Annotated in this window: 15 protein-coding genes and 1 pseudogene; 9 read left to right on the top strand and 7 right to left on the bottom strand. The window is 62.5% G+C overall.

Annotated elements, in window-relative coordinates; all coding sequences use genetic code 11:
- Positions 1 to 126 precede the first annotated feature (126 nt).
- The 9 genes and pseudogenes from BGRAMDRAFT_RS14505 (at position 127) to BGRAMDRAFT_RS14460 (ending at position 9,270) form a co-directional block, all read left to right on the top strand.
- Positions 127 to 2,289 (top strand): hybrid sensor histidine kinase/response regulator, encoded by a 2,163-nt coding sequence (locus BGRAMDRAFT_RS14505; protein WP_006049519.1) that lies wholly within the window; start codon positions 127 to 129, stop codon positions 2,287 to 2,289.
- The gene (locus tag BGRAMDRAFT_RS14500) at positions 2,286 to 3,917 is read left to right on the top strand and encodes a hybrid sensor histidine kinase/response regulator (protein WP_006049518.1); all 1,632 of its coding nucleotides are present in this window, start codon (positions 2,286 to 2,288) and stop codon (positions 3,915 to 3,917) included. The genes BGRAMDRAFT_RS14505 and BGRAMDRAFT_RS14500 overlap by 4 nt, the downstream gene beginning before the upstream one ends.
- The gene (locus BGRAMDRAFT_RS14495) at positions 3,914 to 4,546 is read left to right on the top strand and encodes a response regulator (protein WP_006049517.1); all 633 of its coding nucleotides are present in this window, start codon (positions 3,914 to 3,916) and stop codon (positions 4,544 to 4,546) included. The genes BGRAMDRAFT_RS14500 and BGRAMDRAFT_RS14495 overlap by 4 nt, the downstream gene beginning before the upstream one ends.
- A 414-nt stretch (positions 4,547 to 4,960) precedes the next feature.
- Positions 4,961 to 5,170 carry a hypothetical protein gene (locus BGRAMDRAFT_RS14485; RefSeq protein ID WP_006049515.1) on the top strand — a complete coding sequence of 70 codons (210 nt, stop codon included), beginning with the start codon at positions 4,961 to 4,963 and terminating at the stop codon, positions 5,168 to 5,170.
- 76 nt (positions 5,171 to 5,246) lie between these two features.
- Positions 5,247 to 6,524 carry a NupC/NupG family nucleoside CNT transporter gene (locus BGRAMDRAFT_RS14480; protein ID WP_006049514.1) on the top strand — a complete coding sequence of 426 codons (1,278 nt, stop codon included), beginning with the start codon at positions 5,247 to 5,249 and terminating at the stop codon, positions 6,522 to 6,524.
- 16 nt (positions 6,525 to 6,540) lie between these two features.
- Positions 6,541 to 6,930, top strand: coding sequence for a cytidine deaminase (locus BGRAMDRAFT_RS14475; protein ID WP_006049513.1), 390 nt, complete (start codon positions 6,541 to 6,543; stop codon positions 6,928 to 6,930).
- Positions 6,927 to 7,891 (top strand): annotated as a pseudogene (locus BGRAMDRAFT_RS14470) (nucleoside hydrolase). Before BGRAMDRAFT_RS14475 ends, BGRAMDRAFT_RS14470 begins: the two are co-directional and overlap by 4 nt.
- A gap of 79 nt (positions 7,892 to 7,970) precedes the next feature.
- The gene (gene panE / locus BGRAMDRAFT_RS14465; RefSeq protein ID WP_006049510.1) at positions 7,971 to 8,906 is read left to right on the top strand and encodes a 2-dehydropantoate 2-reductase; all 936 of its coding nucleotides are present in this window, start codon (positions 7,971 to 7,973) and stop codon (positions 8,904 to 8,906) included.
- 64 nt (positions 8,907 to 8,970) lie between these two features.
- Entirely contained in the window at positions 8,971 to 9,270 is a 300-nt protein-coding gene (locus tag BGRAMDRAFT_RS14460; RefSeq protein ID WP_006049509.1) for a hypothetical protein, read from the top strand.
- An 86-nt stretch (positions 9,271 to 9,356) separates the two neighbouring features.
- Here BGRAMDRAFT_RS14460 and BGRAMDRAFT_RS14455 read toward each other — a convergent pair whose 3' ends face one another.
- The 7 genes from BGRAMDRAFT_RS14455 to BGRAMDRAFT_RS14425 are packed head-to-tail and all read right to left on the bottom strand — an operon-like array spanning position 9,357 to position 16,203.
- Positions 9,357 to 10,403 (bottom strand): ABC transporter substrate-binding protein, encoded by a 1,047-nt coding sequence (locus tag BGRAMDRAFT_RS14455; protein ID WP_006049508.1) that lies wholly within the window; start codon positions 10,401 to 10,403, stop codon positions 9,357 to 9,359.
- Between the two features lie 43 nt (positions 10,404 to 10,446).
- Complete coding sequence (locus tag BGRAMDRAFT_RS14450; RefSeq protein WP_006049507.1) at positions 10,447 to 11,574, bottom strand: NAD(P)/FAD-dependent oxidoreductase; 1,128 nt, start codon at positions 11,572 to 11,574, stop codon at positions 10,447 to 10,449.
- On the bottom strand, positions 11,567 to 13,000 hold the full coding sequence (locus BGRAMDRAFT_RS14445; protein ID WP_006049506.1) for an NAD(P)/FAD-dependent oxidoreductase: 1,434 nt from the start codon (positions 12,998 to 13,000) through the stop codon (positions 11,567 to 11,569). Before BGRAMDRAFT_RS14445 ends, BGRAMDRAFT_RS14450 begins: the two co-directional genes overlap by 8 nt.
- Positions 12,997 to 13,356, bottom strand: a complete 360-nt coding sequence (locus BGRAMDRAFT_RS14440; protein WP_044021109.1) for a (2Fe-2S)-binding protein — start codon at positions 13,354 to 13,356, stop codon at positions 12,997 to 12,999. The genes BGRAMDRAFT_RS14445 and BGRAMDRAFT_RS14440 overlap by 4 nt, the downstream gene beginning before the upstream one ends.
- Before the next feature lie 23 nt (positions 13,357 to 13,379).
- Positions 13,380 to 14,174, bottom strand: coding sequence for an ABC transporter permease (locus BGRAMDRAFT_RS14435; RefSeq protein ID WP_006049504.1), 795 nt, complete (start codon positions 14,172 to 14,174; stop codon positions 13,380 to 13,382).
- A gap of 30 nt (positions 14,175 to 14,204) precedes the next feature.
- Positions 14,205 to 15,119 (bottom strand): ABC transporter permease, encoded by a 915-nt coding sequence (locus tag BGRAMDRAFT_RS14430; protein WP_006049503.1) that lies wholly within the window; start codon positions 15,117 to 15,119, stop codon positions 14,205 to 14,207.
- A complete protein-coding gene (locus BGRAMDRAFT_RS14425) occupies positions 15,112 to 16,203 on the bottom strand; it encodes an ABC transporter ATP-binding protein (RefSeq protein WP_006049502.1) in 1,092 nt (363 codons plus the stop codon). Before BGRAMDRAFT_RS14425 ends, BGRAMDRAFT_RS14430 begins: the two co-directional genes overlap by 8 nt.
- Between the last annotated feature and the right edge of the window lie 141 nt (positions 16,204 to 16,344).

Below are 16,344 nucleotides of genomic sequence, written 5' to 3'. Positions count from 1 at the left end.
AATCCGGCAACGCTCTCGCATGGCGTCATAACGTAATAACCGCTTGTTTAAGGCGGGTGCCGTAAAACCGCAGTCGCTGCACGAGCGCGCAACGCGAACTGACATCACCATGCTTGCGGGGGCAATATGGCTGTCGACCTCATGGGACAGTGGCGGTATCCGCTCAGGCGGTTGCGGCACAGTGTCGTGCTCCGGCTACTCGCAGTCGTGATTCTGTTTAGTTGCGTGCTCACCTTGTTGTTGACCGCGCTGCAGATCGAGCGCGATTACAGCGCCGGTGTTGCGCTGATCGAGAACCGTCTCGCGGACATCGATAAAAGCTACCGCGATAGTCTCGGCGAGGCGCTGTGGCGGTTAGACGATGCGCAATTGCGGCTCGAACTGGGCGGCATTGTGCGTCTCGCGGACGTCAGCACGGCTCAGGTGCGTCAGTCCGGAAGCGGCACGGCGCCGCTGCTCGTGTCCGCCGGCAAGCCCGCAGGCGGACCCGCAATCACGCGCGAGTACCCGCTCGTCTATCGCGTGCTCGGCAAGGAACAACGCATCGGCACGCTGTATGTGCAGGCGACGTTGAACGATCTCTACGACGATCTCACGCACACGGCGCTGCTCATTCTCGTTACTCAGGCCGCCAATACCTTCCTCGTTTCTCTTTTCATTTTCTACGTACTCACGCGGCTCGTGACGCGTCATCTCGCGGTACTCGCGCATACTGTCGAGGACTACGATTTTCGCGAGCCCGCGCAGCCGTTGAAACTGAATCGGCGCGCGCCCCGTGAGCCCGACGAACTGGAACGCGTGGTGACGGCCTTCAATTCGATGGGCGCGCGCCTGCACCACGCCTATCTCGACGAGCGCGAAGCCGCCGCCGAGCGCGAAGCGCGTCGCTCGGCCGAGGCCGCGAATCGCGCGAAAGGGGAGTTCCTCGCCAACATGAGTCACGAATTGCGCACGCCGTTAAACGCCATTCTCGGCTACGCGCAGATCTTGCGGCGTGACGCAAGCCTGAGCGAGCACCATCGCGAAGGCGTCGGCGTGATTCAACGCAGCGGCGAACATCTGCTCGCACTGATTGGCGACGCGCTCGATTTCGCGCGGGTCGAAGCGGGCCGCTTGCGCATCGAGATGAATGACGTGCCGCTCGCCGGCACACTCGACGCAATTCGCGAGATCATTGAAGTGAAGATTGCGCAGAAGCATGTCGAGTTTATCTGGCGCGTTGCGCCCGATGTGCCCGATGCAGTACGCGCGGACGAACGGCGCTTGCGTCAGGTGCTGCTGAATCTGCTGGTCAACGCATTCAATTACACGGATCAGGGCAGCGTGAGCCTGTTGATCGAAATGAGCGCGGCGGGCAAGGTCTGCTTCGAAGTGCGCGATACGGGCATCGGCATGGATGCCGATCAGCTCCAGACTATCTTTGAGCCTTTCGAACAGATCATGCATACGGAGCGTGGCGCGAGCGGCACGGGGCTCGGCCTCACGATCAGTCAGCAGTTGCTTCGCGCAATGGGCAGCGAGATTCATGTGCAGAGCCAGCCTGGCCGCGGCAGTCTGTTCTGGTTCGAACTCGACGCGGCGGCAGTCGTCGCTCCGCTCGAGGCGCCTGCCCGCACGGACGCGCGCATGGCGACGGGTTACAAAGGCCCGCGCCGCAAGGTGGTCGTGATCGACGACGTCGCGATGAACCGCGCGGTCATGGTCGAGTATCTCGGCCGGCTCGGCTTCCAGATCGTCGAGGCGACAGGCGGCCGGCAAGGACTTGCGAGGATCTTGAGCGAACGTCCAGCGCTGATCGTCACCGACGTCGTGATGGCGGATATGGACGGACTCGAAGCGACCCGCCGATTGCGGCAAATTCAGGGCTTTGCGAATGTGCCGGTCATCGCGACATCGGCGAGTCCTTCCGGCGTGGGCGAACAACGCAGCCTCGCGGCCGGCGCGAATGCGTTTCTTTCGAAGCCGATCGACTTCGACAAACTGCTCGCGCAACTCGCGCGTTTGCTCGACCTCGAATGGACTTACACGCAAGCCAACGATCCTGCGGTCGTGCTCGATGCACCGACTGCACCGCTTGTCCCCGTGCCCGAAAAAGAACTTCAGCAGTTGCATCTGCTCGCGCGCCGCGGCGATATGCAGGAAATCGCGCTGTGGGCGGAGCGCGTCGGCAGACATGCCCCGCATTACCACGCGTTCACCGCGCGGATTCTTTCTCTCGCGAAGGGCTATCAGTCGAAGACGCTGCTGCATCTTGTCGAAGAGCAACTCGAACGTCAGGCGGTAAGATGAGCGAGATGACTCTTCCTGGCGACGCTTCGCCCACTGTTCTGATCGCCGACGACAACCCCGCGAATCTCGCGGTCGTCGTCGAAAGCCTGGTCGCGCGCGGCTTCAAGGTACTGGTCGCGCTCGACGGTCCGGAGGCGATCCAGCGGGCGCAATTCTCGCAGCCCGATCTGATTCTGCTCGACGTGAGAATGCCGGGCATCGACGGTTTCGAAACTTGCCGGCGCCTGAAATCCGACGAGCGCACGCGCAATATCGCCGTGATCTTCATGACGTCGCTAACGGGCAGCGATGACATGGTCGAAGGCTTCTCCGCAGGCGGCGTCGATTACCTCACAAAACCCGTTCACGTCGATGAGATGATGGCGCGCATCAGCACGCACCTTGCGTTAAGAGGCATGCACCAGAAGCTGATTGCGCAGAACCGTCAATTGCAGGAAGAAGTATTCGTGCGCCAGCGGGCCGAAAGTGCATTGTCGCGCGTGCGCGACGGTCTCGAAGAAAGCGTCGCTCAGCGCACCGACGAACTTGCGCGGGCCAATGCAACGCTGCAAGCGCAGATCGAGGAGCGCAGACGCGCCGAAGCGCGGCTCGTTGCAAGCGAGTTCCGTTTTCGCACGATTGTCGAGACGAGTCCGGTGCCGCTTTGCATTACGTCGATGCCGGAAGGGCGCATTCTCTATACCAACAAACCGTTGCGCGAACTATTCGGCGTCGACTACGTGACCACGCACATCACGAATATCGGCGAGCTTTATGCGGACACTGACGACCGCGACCGGCTGGTCGATCAACTGCGTCATGAAGGAAACTTTCGCAATACCGAGGTCAAGTTCAGGCGGCCGGACGGCACGATGTTCTGGGCGATCGCCACCGCGCGCGTCGCGACTTACGACGATGCGCCGGCTATCTTCGTCGGCCTTAACGACATCACGGAACGCAAACGCATCGAACAGGAACTGGTCGAGTCGCGCGAGCAATTGCGAGAACTTTCCGCCTATATGGAAGCGATTCGCGAGGAAGAGAGAAAGCGCATCGCGATGGAAATTCACGACGAATTGGGCCAGCTTCTCACTGCGCTAAAAATGGATGTGTCGCTGCTCAAGATGCGTCTTCCCGGCGATCAGGAAGTCGCGAGAAGAGCCGACGATATGCGTGAACTCGTCGAGAGAACCATCTGGATGGTGCGCAACGTCGCCAGTCATTTGCGGCCGGCCGCGCTCAATTACGGTATCGTGTCGGCGCTCGAATGGCTCGTCGACGATTTCGGGCGGCGCAGCGGACTCGCCTGCCAGTTCCGCCTGAACGGCAACGAGCCCATACTGTCCGATGCGCACGCAACCGCCATGTTCCGTATCGTGCAGGCTTCGCTGACCAACGTCGCGCGGCATGCCAGCGCGACGCGCGCGGACGTCACGCTCACGAGTACGCAGGCCGCGTTGGACCTGCATGTCAGCGACGACGGCTGCGGTTTCGATCAGGAGGCGGTGCGCCGCGATTATTCATACGGACTGCTCGGCATGAGCGAGCGGGCGCGTCTGATTGGCGGATCGTTGCTGATCGACAGCGCGCCGGGCACCGGCACTTCGGTTTCGATTCATATACCGCTTCAGGACGGGCTTCAGACATGATCAACCTTTTGATTGCCGACGATCACCCTTTGGTGCGCGGAGGTCTCAAGCAGATAATCGAAACGACGCCCGACATCGTCGTGGCCGGCGAAGCGGCTCAAGGCTCCGAAGTAATCGAAAAACTGCGCACCTGTCAGGTCGATCTGCTGTTGCTCGACATGACGATGCCCGGCATTAGCGGTGTCGATCTGATCCGGCGCGTGCGTGCCGAGCGTCCATCGCTGCCGATACTCGTGTTGAGCATCCATAACGAGGCACAAGTCGTCTCTCGCGCGCTGCGCGCGGGCGCAACCGGTTATGTGACGAAAGACAGCAACCCCGACGTGTTGCTCGCGGGGATTCGCAAGCTCGCCGAAGGCGGGCGCTTTATCGATCCGAAGCTGGTTGAGGGGATCGTGTTCGAAACCTATTCGGGCGATGCGCCGCCGCACGAAATTCTTTCCGATCGCGAGTTTCAGGTTCTGCAGATGCTCGCGCTCGGCAAGAGCCTGAATGACATCGCCGACGCGTTCGCGCTAAGCGCGAAGACGATCAGCACGCACAAGATGCGGCTCATGCAGAAGCTCGGCCTCGCCAATAACGCCGAGCTGATTCGCTATGCGATCAGACACGGACTCGTCGCCGAGTAGGTCACGAACACGTAATTTTGACGCGTCAGGAAAACCTGAGCCTCAAAACAGGCATTCCTGAACCGACATTCCGCCGCCGCCGATGGAGGCGTTGCCACCGCCGACTTACGATGCATGATGGGAACCGGCGGAGGACCTAATGGCAGCGTCAGAGCGATCATTGCGTGACCTTATCGAGAAGTGGCTCGACGCAACAGGTGCCGCATCGGCACGCGTGCAGTTGCAACCGTCCCCGCGTCGTGGGATGAAGCGCTGCGTCTGCGTCGAGGCGCAACGCGAGGCCGGCGCACTCACGCTGTTTTTCTTTCGACACGGCGACGGCCTTTGGCACGTCTTTCCGCCTGACGAGCGGCCGGCCATGAGGATCGCCATGATGGCCGCCTAAACGGCAGTTTGCGCAACGGAGGCAGGATCATGACCCGACAGGAATGGGGTTTGGTGTCGCCGGAAGTACTGGCGCTGCGCATGTGGATGAGTGTGTGGTACGACCATGCAGTAGTGTCCGGTTTCATTCGCGCGCCCTTCGAACTGAACGACGCCGATGCTGAGCGGCTCGAAGGTTATTTCAGCCTCGGCCTTACGCCGCAAGAAGGCGCTGTCGTGTTCTTTTCCAAATCTCACTGATTCGCGCTTTAAACATTTCTCTCCCGCAGCAGTTTCGTTTAGCATCAGTGCCACTTTCATATGAAGAACAAGAGACATGGCACTTATCGCTCGCGACGTACTCGGCATTGCCGTACTGCTGCTCATCGCCTTTATCTTTTCGACCAATCGTCGCGCTATTCGCTTACGGACTGTAAGTAGCGCCTTGCTCGCGCAATTCTGCATTGGCGCATTCATTCTGTTCGTGCCACTCGGCAAGACGATTCTCGCGGCCGCCGCGGCCGGCGTGAATAACGTGCTCGGCTATGGCAATGCCGGCATTGAATTCCTCTTCGGCGGACTCGTGCAGGCGAAGATGTTTCAGGTATTCGGCGACGGCGGCTTTGTGTTTGCGGTGCGCGTGCTGCCGGCCATCATCTTCGTGACGGCGCTCATTTCCGTTCTCTACTACCTCGGCGTGATGCGCTGGATCGTGATCGTACTCGGCACTGTCTTCCAGAAACTGCTTGGCGTGTCGAAGCTCGAATCGTTTTCCGCCGTCACCACGATCTTTCTCGGGCAAAGCGAAATGCCCGCGGTCGTCAAACCGTTCACGCGCGACATGACGGGCGCCGAACTATTCGCGGTGATGTCGAGCGGCATGGCCGCGGTCGCGGGCTCGGTGCTCGCGGGTTATGCGGGACTCGGCGTGCGAATTGAATATCTGCTCGCGGCGTCGTTCATGGCCGTGCCCGGCGGACTGCTGTTCGCCAAGATCATTCATCCGTCGACGGAACCGAGCCGCGTTCATCTCGACAACCTGAACTTCGACGAAAAGCGTCCCGCCAATGTGATCGAAGCGGCGAGCTCCGGCGCGACCGTGGGACTCAAAATCGCCGTGATGGTGGGCGCGATGCTGATCGCATTCGTCGGACTCATCGCGCTGCTCAACGGCCTGGTGGGCGGCATAGGCGGCTGGTTCGGCCACCCGGATCTATCCATGCAATCCATCCTCGGCTTGGTGTTCGCACCGCTCGCGTGGCTGATCGGCGTGCCGTGGAGCGAGGCCGCGATTGCCGGCAATTTTCTCGGGCAGAAGATCATTCTCAACGAGTTCGTTGCATACGCATCGTTGTCGCCCTATCTGAAGGATGCCGCGAGCGTGAGCGCAGCGGGCCTGCAGGCGCTCGATCCGCGTACGCTTGCTATTCTGTCGTTTGCGTTATGCGGCTTTGCGAACTTTGCGTCGATCGCGGTGCTGACGGGCGGCTTTAGCGCCGTCGCGCCGGAACGACGCGCCGAAGTCGCGCGCTACGGCTTGCGTGTGGTGCTCGCGGCAACGCTCTCGAATCTGATGAGCGCGACCATCGCGGGCATGTTCATTACGCTCAATTGATTCGAGGACGTCTCGCATGAACATGGAACAACTGTTGGAGCGCGCGGGTGCCGCGCGAGAAAAGGCCTATGCGCCGTATTCGAAATTCAAGGTCGGCGCTGCGTTGCTGACGAAAGACGGCCGCGTATTCGACGGCTGCAATGTGGAGAACGCGTCGTATGGTTTGTGCAATTGCGCTGAACGTACCGCGTTTTTCAGCGCGATTGCAGCGGGCTACCAGCGCGACCAGTTTGCCGCGCTCGCCGTGATCGGCGATACCGATGGCCCGATTGCGCCCTGTGGTGCGTGCCGCCAGGTGATCATTGAACTCGGCGGCCCCGAGTTGCGCATTCGACTCGGCAACCTGCATGGCGCGACGCGCGACACGACCGCGCGCGAACAACTGCCGGACGCGTTCTATCTATGAGCAGGCACAAGGTGATTTACGACACCGACCCCGGTGTCGACGATGCGATGGCGCTCGTCTTCCAGGCGCTGCATCCGGATATCGAACTGCTCGGATTGACGAGCGTGTTCGGCAACGCGACGATCGAGACGACCACGCATAACGCGCGCTTTCTCGCGGGCCGCTTCGCGCCCGGCGTGCCGGTCGCGCGCGGCGCCGCGGCTCCGCTCGAGCGCGCCGCGCCGCAGCCGCTCGCGTGGATTCATGGCGACAACGGCCTCGGCAACATCGTGCTGGGCGACTCGGCGGCTGCACCGCTCGACCCGCGGCCCGCGCACCGGTTCATTATCGACAGCGTGCGTGCGCATCCCGGCGAAGTCACGTTGCTGGCAGTCGGCCCGCTGACCAATCTCGCGCTCGCGCTCGCCGACGATCCGCAGATCGCGCCGCTCGTGAAGCAGGTAGTCGTGATGGGCGGCGCGTTCGGCACCGAGGGCGTGCTCGGCAACGTGACGCCCGCAGCCGAGGCCAACATTCTCGGCGATCCTGACGCCGCCGACATCGTGTTCGGCGCGCCGTGGCCTGTCGCCATTGTCGGGCTCGACGTCACGCAGCGCACCATCATGAGCCAGGAGTATCTTGCGTCGATCCGCGATCGCGGTGGCGCCGCGGGCCAGTTCATCTGGGACGTATCGCGGCACTACGAGGCGTTCATCAGCAAAGCGCGCAGTTAAAAGGCATTTATGTGCACGACTCGTCGGCGGTCGCGTATGTGCTTGCGCCGCATCTGTACACCACGCGCAGCGGTCCGGTGCGGGTGTTGACGGAAGGCATCGCCGTCGGCCAGACGATACTGAAGCCGTCCACGATGCCGGTGCCCGCGCCTGCATGGGACTCGCGGCCCGAGTGCAAGGCATGTATCGGCGTCGACGCGGCCGGCATGCTCGCGTTATACGAGAACACCGTCTGCGCGAAGCCGTGAGCATGTGCGCTTGTCCGGTGCATTGCGCCAATCTTTGCTACATTGCTTCGAGCGACGACATTCATTCGAGAGGCCAAAGATGCGAATTCTGGTTGTAGGCGCGGGCGCCGTGGGCGGCTACTTCGGCGGACGGCTCGCAGCGGCGGGACAGGACGTCACTTTTCTCGTGCGCGCGGGCCGGGCGGAAAGGCTTCGGCGCGACGGACTGGTGATCAAAAGCGCGCGCGGCGATCTTACGCAGCGTGACGTGAAGACGATTCTGGCCGGCGTGAACGCCGAACCGTTCGATGTCGTGCTCCTAAGTTGCAAGGCATACAGTCTCGACGATGCAATCGATTCGTTTGCACCGCTCGTCGGCGAATCGACTGTGATTCTGCCGATGCTGAACGGCATGCGTCATATCGACGTGCTCACGCAACGATTCGGCGAAGCGCGTGTGCTCGGCGGCCAATGCGTGATTGCGGCCACGCTCAATGCCGATCAGCAGATCGTGCATTTGAACGACACGCATGCGGTCACGTTCGGCGAACTGGCGGGCGGCGTCTCCGAACGCGTGCAGGCGATTGCCGACGCGATGGCCGACGCGAATTTCGACGTGGTGGTCAGCGAGAACATCTTGCTGCGCATGTGGGAAAAGTGGGTCTTCCTCGCGACGCTCGCGGCGAGTACATGTTTGATGCGCGGCTCGATTGGCGAGATTCTGTCCGCACCGGACGGCAAGCGCGTGATCGAGAATCTGCTCGCCGAGGCCCGCGCGGTTGCGCAACATCACGGCTTTACGATGGCGCCGGATTTCGATGCGCGTGCCACGCAAATGCTTTTCACGCCGTCGCCGCTTACCGCTTCCATGTTGCGCGATGTAGAGAACCACTCGCACACCGAGGCCGATCATATTCTCGGCGATCTGATCGCGCGCGGCGGCGAAGCGCAAAAGAGCGAGCAGAGTTTGTCGTTGCTGCGCATCGCGTATAGCCATCTGAAGACGTATGAGGCAAGGCAAACGCGTACCTCGTGACGTAGTGAAAGTGAGCGTGAGTGGTGAGTCGTGAGTCGTAGCCCCATGACCGGAGGAGGTCAACATGCCGGCTCCAATCGGATCGGTGCCCGCGCTTAGCGCTGCGTCGGCGACCATCTTCTCGATCGGTATTGCGTTTCTCGGCTATTGGGGAATGTATGAGCCGACCGGCTGGCGGGTAGCGGACGTGATCGTGTTCATCCTCGCGCTACTCGGCTTCGGCTGCCTCGGGCTCGTACCGTGGATGGCAACGACGCCTGTCGAACCCGAAACGAGCGACGCGAAAATACGCATTGCGCGACATCTGTTTCTCGGCGGCGTAGCGGCGATCTGGCTTGCGGTGGCCGTGTCGGTCATCTTCTAAAACGCATTCGCGCACAAGAAAATCGCGCGCCTCTATGCAACGAGGCGCGCGATTTGTCATTTATGTCGAAGCACGAACCGCTGCGCTCACCGTTCGATCTGCCGGTTCCAGCGCGTGTCCCACTGCGCGCGATGCGCGTTGATCGTGTCCCAATCTACCACCGTCACCTTGCGCACGAGGTCTTCCAGATTGCCGAGGCTTTGCTGCATCGCCGGCGTCATCTTCGCGAGACGGTTGGTCGGAATCTGCTTGCCCGCTTCGGCGGCTTTAGTCTGCGCCGGCGCGGACAGCAGGAATTGCGCGAGCTTTTGCGCAAGCTGCGGATCGGGGTTGTTGTTGACCACGCATAGATCGACGAGCAACAGCACCGGGCCTTCTTTCGGATTCACATAAGCGACCGGAATGCCCTTGTCGGAGAGATCGCCGACGGCAGTCGGCGTCAACGGAAAGAGACCCGCTTCGCCGGTCTGCACCATTTCCGAAATCTTCGCCGAGTTCGGCACGTATTCGACGACATTCGGGCCCACCGTGCTTGCCCATTTCGTGAAGCCGGGTTCGACGTTCTGCTCGCTGCCGCCCATCAAACGGTTGATCGCGAGAAAGCCGTGCAGGCCGAACGTGCTGCTCGACGCCGACTGGAACACCACCTTGCCCTTGTACTTGGGATCGGCGAAATCCATCCATGAAGTAGGCGGCGCCCAGCCTTTCTCGGCAAACAGCTTCTTGTTGTACGCAATGCCCGTCATGCCGAGTTGCACGCCCGCGCCCATGTCGTCCTTCATGCGCGCAAACGGATAGAGTTCCTTGAGCACCGGCGAATCGTCGAGCTTCTTGCATACTCCCATGCTCACGGCACGCGCCATCACGCCGTCATCGAGAAACACCACATGAATTTGCGGACTCGCCTTGTTCGCGAGCAGTTTGGCGAGAATGTCCGACGACGTGCCCGGCACAACCACCACTTTCACATTGTTCGCTTTCTCGAAGTCGGGCAGTACCTGGCTCGTATAAGCCTTTTCCATCGGCCCGCCATTCATGCCGATGTAAATGGTCTTGGTCTGCGACCACGCAGGCGCTGCCGCGCCGAATGCACACAAGGCGGCGAGCGCCGCGATCGTTCGGAACAGTTTCATTGATGATCTCCAGGTTTCGTGAATGTGGTGTTCAAGCGTGGTTCTATGCGACGGATGACGCAGCAAGCTGCGCAAAGCGGCCAATCGAAAACGCGTCGAGAGGCGTGGCCGTGGCGCCGTCGATGACGAGATCGGCGAGCACTTCGCCGACACCGGGCGCGAGCAGAAAGCCGCCGCCCGAAAAACCGAATGCATGCAGAAGACGCGGCACCGCGCGGCTCGCTCCGATGATCGGATTATTGTCGGGCGTCTCGCCCTCCACGCCGCTCCATGTGCGGATCAGGAGCGCCTCGCGCAGCGCGGGCAGCAGCGCGCACGCATCGCGCATCACGGCCCGCGTGGTTTCCGTCGACGGCCGGCCGTATTCGCCATCGCCACTGCCGCGTCCGCCGCCGATCACGCAATTGCCGCGCGCCACTTGCCGCGCGTAGATGCCGCCGCCATACACGCCGAGGTTGTGCGTGATGAAAAGCGGCAATGGCTCGGTGACCCACATGTTCGGATAGATCGGCTTCATCGGCGCTCTTTCGCCGAAGTAGCCTGCAACGGTATTCGCCCACGCGCCCGCGCAATTGATCAGCCAGTCAGCGCTGATTTCGTTATTGCCGGCGCGCATCTGAAAGCGTCGGCCGTCGTGACGAATGTCGCCCAGTTCGGTTTGCTCGCGCACGTCGGCGCCCGCGGCACGCGCGGCGCGTGCGAACGCGGGCGAGACGAGACGCGGATTCGCATGACCGTCGCTCGCACACAGCGAGCCGCCAATCGCCGCTTCGCCAAGCCACGGATAGCGCCGTCGAAACGACTCGCCGCTTAGCAACTGCGCATGCAGTCCGTATTCGCGCGCCATGCCGGCCCATTGCTCGAGCGCGGCGAGATCGCTTTCGCTGCGCGCAAGCCGCAAATGTCCCGACACGGTGAATTCGCCGTCGATGCCGATCAATTCCGGCAAGCGGTCCCACACGCGCCGCGCTCGCATCGCGAGCGGCATCTGTTCGACCGGGCGGCCCTGGCAACGCACGCCGCCGTAGTTCACGCCGCTCGCCTGCGCGCCGCAAAAACGCCGCTCGATTAGAGCCACGCGCAAGCCGCGTTTCGCAAGCGCCAATGCCGCCGACGAACCGACGAGTCCGCCGCCCGCAATCGCGACGTCGTAGTGCACGGCGTCACTCATCGCGCGCCTCCTCGGGAATCTCGGCGACGTCGTCCGCATAGAGCGCGGGCGACAGCGGAATCGGCTTGACCGGCGGCTGGCTGCGCAGACGGCCAACCGCTTGGAGCGGCCGGCCGGTTTCCTCGGCGAGCAGTTGAAGCGCCGCCTCGCCGCACATGCGGCCCTGGCAACGTCCCATGCCGACGCGAGTGAGCGCCTTCAGCCGATTGATCTCGCTCGCCTCGCCGCCGCGGATACAGTGCCTCAACGTGCCCGCGTCGATTTCTTCGCAGCGGCACACCGTCATATCGTCGGGCCACTGCGCCGCGCAGTTCGCGGGCGGCGCGAAAGCTGTTTCGATGCCCGCGCGAAAGACGGCGATACGTTGCAGGCCGCGTTCGAGCGATGCGGCATCGGCCATGCCGGGTCCGCGCGGATGCGCGATGCCGAGGTCGTCGAGCAAGGCTAACGCGGCGCGGCGTCCGGCGAGTTCGGCGGCATCGGCGCCGGCGATGCCCGCGCCGTCGCCGGCCAGATAGAGGCCGCGCACGGAGCTGCGTCCCGCGGAATCGAGTTCGGGCAGCCAGCAGCGATTGAGCGCGTCGAAGCGGAAGCGGCAGCCTGCGAGATCCGCAAGCTGCGTTTCGGGCTTGAGGCCGAAACTGACGCCGACCGCATCGCAATCAATTACTTCGGATGGCGAACTACTGCCCGAGTTACGCCATTCAATCGATTCGACATTCAGTGCCCCGCGAATGCCGACCAACTGCACGCCGCGCTCGATGCGTATCCCATGTGCCTTCAACCAACCCACGTAATACAGACCCTTTGCGAACGTCGACGGAACGCGGATGAGTTTCGGCGCGGCTGCGATCTGCCGCGAAAAAGGGCTTGTGTCGAGCACGGCGGCCACCTGCGCGCCGGCCTTTGCATACTGATAAGCGACGAGATACAGCAACGGTCCCGTGCCCGCCAGCACCACACGTCGGCCGATTACACAGCCTTGCGCCTTCAACGCGACCTGCGCCGCGCCGAGCGTGTAGACGCCGGGCAACGTCCAGCCAGGAAGCGGCAGAACGCGGTCGGTCGCGCCGCTTGCAATGATCAAATGCGAGAACGGCACGCTGACTTCCCGCCCCGCGGCGAGCGTATCGAGGCGGCCCGCTTCGCAAGCCCATGCCAGTGTGTCCGGGCGATAGTCGATGTGCGGCAGCAGCGCGGCCATCGTCGTATGCAACGCGTCGGCCTTGTGCGCCTCGAAACCGTACAGTGTTTTTTTCGAGCGCTCGAAGCCGCCGTTGGCGGGCGGCTGGCGATAAATCTGTCCGCCCCAACGCGCGTTTTCGTCGATCACGATAGGGCGCACGCCTGCCGCGACCAGCGTTTCGGCGGCGCGCACGCCGGCCGGTCCCGCGCCGACAATCACCACGCGGCGAGCGTCGTTCATGGCGCGTCTCCGCTGATTGCGGCATCCGCCGAACGGTTGCGTGTGAGCACGCGCATGCCGTCCGTGACGAGCGTCGAACAGGCTCGCACGCGCTTGCCTTCCTCGGTGCGCATCCAGCAGTCCTGGCATGCGCCGATCAGACAGAAGCCCGCGCGCGGCGCGCCGCTGAATTCGCTGTCGCGCACGCGGCGCTGTTGCATCAGCACGGCGGTCAGCAACGTATCGCCTTGCAGCGCGGAGACCTCATCGCCGTCGATATAAAAGCGCAGCGGTTCGCGCCGCGTTTCGGCCACGCGCACGAATTGCGGCTCGCGCGCGGACGTTGAAGGGTGAGATGACGGCAAGTTGGACGGCATGAGAGCGTGAGCGGAAGAAGACATCAGTGCTGGCCGATCAGAATGCGATTGAGCCCATACACGCGATCGAGCAGCAGCATCGCGCCCGCGGTAATGAAGATCACGAGCGCGGACACGGAGGCCATCATCGGGTCTATGGATTCGGTCGCGTACATGTACATGCGCACCGGCAGCGTGACCGTTTGCGGCGAGGTGACGAAGATCGACATCGTCAGTTCGTCGAAGCTGTTGATGAACGCAAGCAGCCAGCCGCCGGTGATGCCAGGCAGAATCATCGGCAGCGTAATGCGGCGGAACGTGGTCCACGGATCGGCGCCGAGCGAATGCGCGGCGTGCTCGACGCTGCGATCCAGACCGCTGACCGAGGCGAGCACGAGCCGCATCACGAACGGCGTGATGATGATCATGTGCGCGACGATCAGCCACGCGAACGAGCCGGTCGCGCCGATCATCGCGAAGAAGCGCAGCAACGCGATGCCGAGCACGAGGCCGGGAATCACGAGCGGCGAGAGCAGCAAGCCATTCAGAAAAGCGCGGCCGGGAAAGCGCGCGCGACCGATCGCGAGCGCGGCGGGCAGCGCGACGATCAGCGAGAGCGTCGCCGATGCAAACGCGAGCTTCAGGCTATTGACGAATGCCGCGATGAAATCCGGGTAATTGACGATCGCGCGAAACCAGCGCAGCGACACGCCGTGCGTCGGCAACGTGAGCGTTTCGTCGGGCGTGAACGCAACCAGCACCACGATCACGAGCGGCGCGAGCACGAACGCAATGACGAGCGTGTGGAAAATCAGCGCAACAGGACCGTTCTTTCTCATGATGTTCTCGCGCAGCCGTTGTACGTTGTATCAACCGAGGCTTCTGGTGTACCTGCGTTCCAGAACCCGGTAGTAAGTGAGCATCACGATCAGGTTCGCGACCAGCAACAGCAGCGCGATGGTCGCGCCGAGCGGCCAGTTCAGCGAGCCGAGGAATTCGTCGTAGACGGCGGTCGCGGCCACCTTCAGGCGACGTCCGCCGAGCAAGCCCGGAATCGCAAATGCGCTTGCCGACAAACCGAACACCATCAGGCTGCCCGACAGAATGCCGGGCGTGAGTTGCGGCAACACGATGCGGCGCAGTGTGGTCGCGGGCGACGCCATCAACGACAGCGCGGCGTTTTCCGTTTGCGGATCGAGCTTTTGCAAGGCGGTCCACACGGGAATCACCATGAACGGTAGCATCACGTGCACGAGTGCGATGACAATCGCGAACGTCGTGTATTCGAGCTTGTACGGTCCAAGGCCGATCAGAGCGAACGCCTGGTTCACGAGACCGCTGCTGTTGAGCAACATGCTCCAGCCGAACGCGCGCACTACAACAGAGACGAGCAGCGGCGCGAGAATCACCAGCAGAAACATCGAGCGATACGGATCGCGCATGCGCGACAGCACGTAAGCCTCGGGCGTGCCGATCACGACGCATAGCAGCGTGACGAGAAACGCAATGCCGAACGTGCGCAGAAAGATCGCGTGAAAGTACGACGAGCCGAGTACTTCCGCGTAATTGCCGAACTGGAATGCGGCGATCGGGCCGCTCGCCGGATCGAAGCGATAGAAGCTCAGCACCAGTGTCATCAGAAGCGGCACCAGCACGAGCGCGACGAACAGCAGGAATGCGGGCAGGCACATCAGCCAGAGCGGCACGAATGCGCGCCACGGCGCGCGCCTTGCGCTTGCGGATTCCGTCTTGCCGTCTTCCGTTGCGGGAAGCGTGCTATCCATGCTGCGCATCCCGTTGAATGAAGCGGATCGCTTCGCTGTTCCAGTCGACGCCGACCGCCGCGCCTTCGGGCAGCGGCTCGTTGCCTTCGTTCTGGCAACACACCAGCACTTCACCGAGCCGGCTGTCCAGCCGGTAAAGCCACTGGCTGCCGAGGAAGAAGCGGCTCGTCACGGTGGCGCTCACACGTCCCGCATCCGGCGCGCACAGGCGCAGTTTTTCGGGGCGAATGCACAGCGTCACGGCGTCGCCTGGGGCGATTACACGCTCGCGCGCCGGCAGTTGCGCGGTGCGTCCGGTTTCGCACAGATCGTGTCCGAGGTCGATGCGGATCGCGTCGCCGTCGCGCGCGATCACCGTGCCGGGCAGCATGTTCGCCTTGCCGATGAACTGCGAGACAAAGCGATTCTCGGGCCGCTCGTAGGCTTCATACGGCGTATCGATCTGCGTGATGCGGCCCGCTTCCATCACGACCACGCGGTCGCTGATCGACAGCGCTTCGGACTGATCGTGCGTGACCATGATCGTCGTCGTGCCGATTTTGCGTTGAATGCCGCGCAGTTCGAACTGCATGTCCTCGCGCAGCTTGGCGTCGAGATTCGACATCGGTTCATCGAGCAGCAGCACCGGCGGCGCGATGACGATGGCGCGCGCAATCGCCACGCGTTGCCGCTGTCCGCCCGACAATTCGCGCGGAAAACGATGCGCTAGCTGATCGAGCCGCACGAGCGACAGCGCTTCGCGCACGCGCTCCTTGCGCTCCGCCCTGTCGATGTTGCGCATCTCGAGCCCGAAGCCGACGTTGTCCGCCACGCTCATATGCGGGAACAGCGCGTAGCTTTGAAACACCACGCCGAGGCCGCGCTTGTTCGGCTTCATATGCGTGATGTCGCGGCCGTCGAGCGTGATGCGTCCGCGTGTCGTTTCGAGGAAGCCGGCGATCATCTGCAACGTCGTCGTCTTTCCGCAACCGGACGGCCCGAGCAGCGAAACGAACTCGCCTTTTTCCACCGACAGGTTGACGTCCGCGACCGCCTGAAGCTCGCCGAACGATTTGCCGACGTCTGTGAGTGTGAGGAAAGACATGGGTGTGGCCTTTGAATGCCTCGATGGAGCCGACTCTAGCCAGCCAAATTACCGGGCGTCAATTGAGAATTCCGATTGACGATATAAGTTTTGGAAAAATTCCGGTAAGCGGAATAGCGGCGATGGCATCGAGCCAAATCG

The organism is Paraburkholderia graminis C4D1M, from assembly GCF_000172415.1.
Lineage (GTDB): Bacteria > Pseudomonadota > Gammaproteobacteria > Burkholderiales > Burkholderiaceae > Paraburkholderia > Paraburkholderia graminis.
The sequence above is the reverse complement of the archived record's forward strand: the minus strand, read 5'-3'. Positions and strand labels throughout refer to the sequence as shown.

Coding starts and splice junctions, on each gene's coding strand:
- BGRAMDRAFT_RS14505 (WP_006049519.1), top strand. CDS start 127: ATGGCTGTCGACCTCATGGGACAGTGGCGGTATCCGCTCAGGCGGTTG.
- BGRAMDRAFT_RS14500 (WP_006049518.1), top strand. CDS start 2,286: ATGAGCGAGATGACTCTTCCTGGCGACGCTTCGCCCACTGTTCTGATC.
- BGRAMDRAFT_RS14495 (WP_006049517.1), top strand. CDS start 3,914: ATGATCAACCTTTTGATTGCCGACGATCACCCTTTGGTGCGCGGAGGT.
- BGRAMDRAFT_RS14485 (WP_006049515.1), top strand. CDS start 4,961: ATGACCCGACAGGAATGGGGTTTGGTGTCGCCGGAAGTACTGGCGCTG.
- BGRAMDRAFT_RS14480 (WP_006049514.1), top strand. CDS start 5,247: ATGGCACTTATCGCTCGCGACGTACTCGGCATTGCCGTACTGCTGCTC.
- BGRAMDRAFT_RS14475 (WP_006049513.1), top strand. CDS start 6,541: ATGAACATGGAACAACTGTTGGAGCGCGCGGGTGCCGCGCGAGAAAAG.
- panE (WP_006049510.1), top strand. CDS start 7,971: ATGCGAATTCTGGTTGTAGGCGCGGGCGCCGTGGGCGGCTACTTCGGC.
- BGRAMDRAFT_RS14460 (WP_006049509.1), top strand. CDS start 8,971: ATGCCGGCTCCAATCGGATCGGTGCCCGCGCTTAGCGCTGCGTCGGCG.
- BGRAMDRAFT_RS14455 (WP_006049508.1), bottom strand. CDS start 10,403: ATGAAACTGTTCCGAACGATCGCGGCGCTCGCCGCCTTGTGTGCATTC.
- BGRAMDRAFT_RS14450 (WP_006049507.1), bottom strand. CDS start 11,574: ATGAGTGACGCCGTGCACTACGACGTCGCGATTGCGGGCGGCGGACTC.
- BGRAMDRAFT_RS14445 (WP_006049506.1), bottom strand. CDS start 13,000: ATGAACGACGCTCGCCGCGTGGTGATTGTCGGCGCGGGACCGGCCGGC.
- BGRAMDRAFT_RS14440 (WP_044021109.1), bottom strand. CDS start 13,356: ATGCCGTCCAACTTGCCGTCATCTCACCCTTCAACGTCCGCGCGCGAG.
- BGRAMDRAFT_RS14435 (WP_006049504.1), bottom strand. CDS start 14,174: ATGAGAAAGAACGGTCCTGTTGCGCTGATTTTCCACACGCTCGTCATT.
- BGRAMDRAFT_RS14430 (WP_006049503.1), bottom strand. CDS start 15,119: ATGGATAGCACGCTTCCCGCAACGGAAGACGGCAAGACGGAATCCGCA.
- BGRAMDRAFT_RS14425 (WP_006049502.1), bottom strand. CDS start 16,203: ATGTCTTTCCTCACACTCACAGACGTCGGCAAATCGTTCGGCGAGCTT.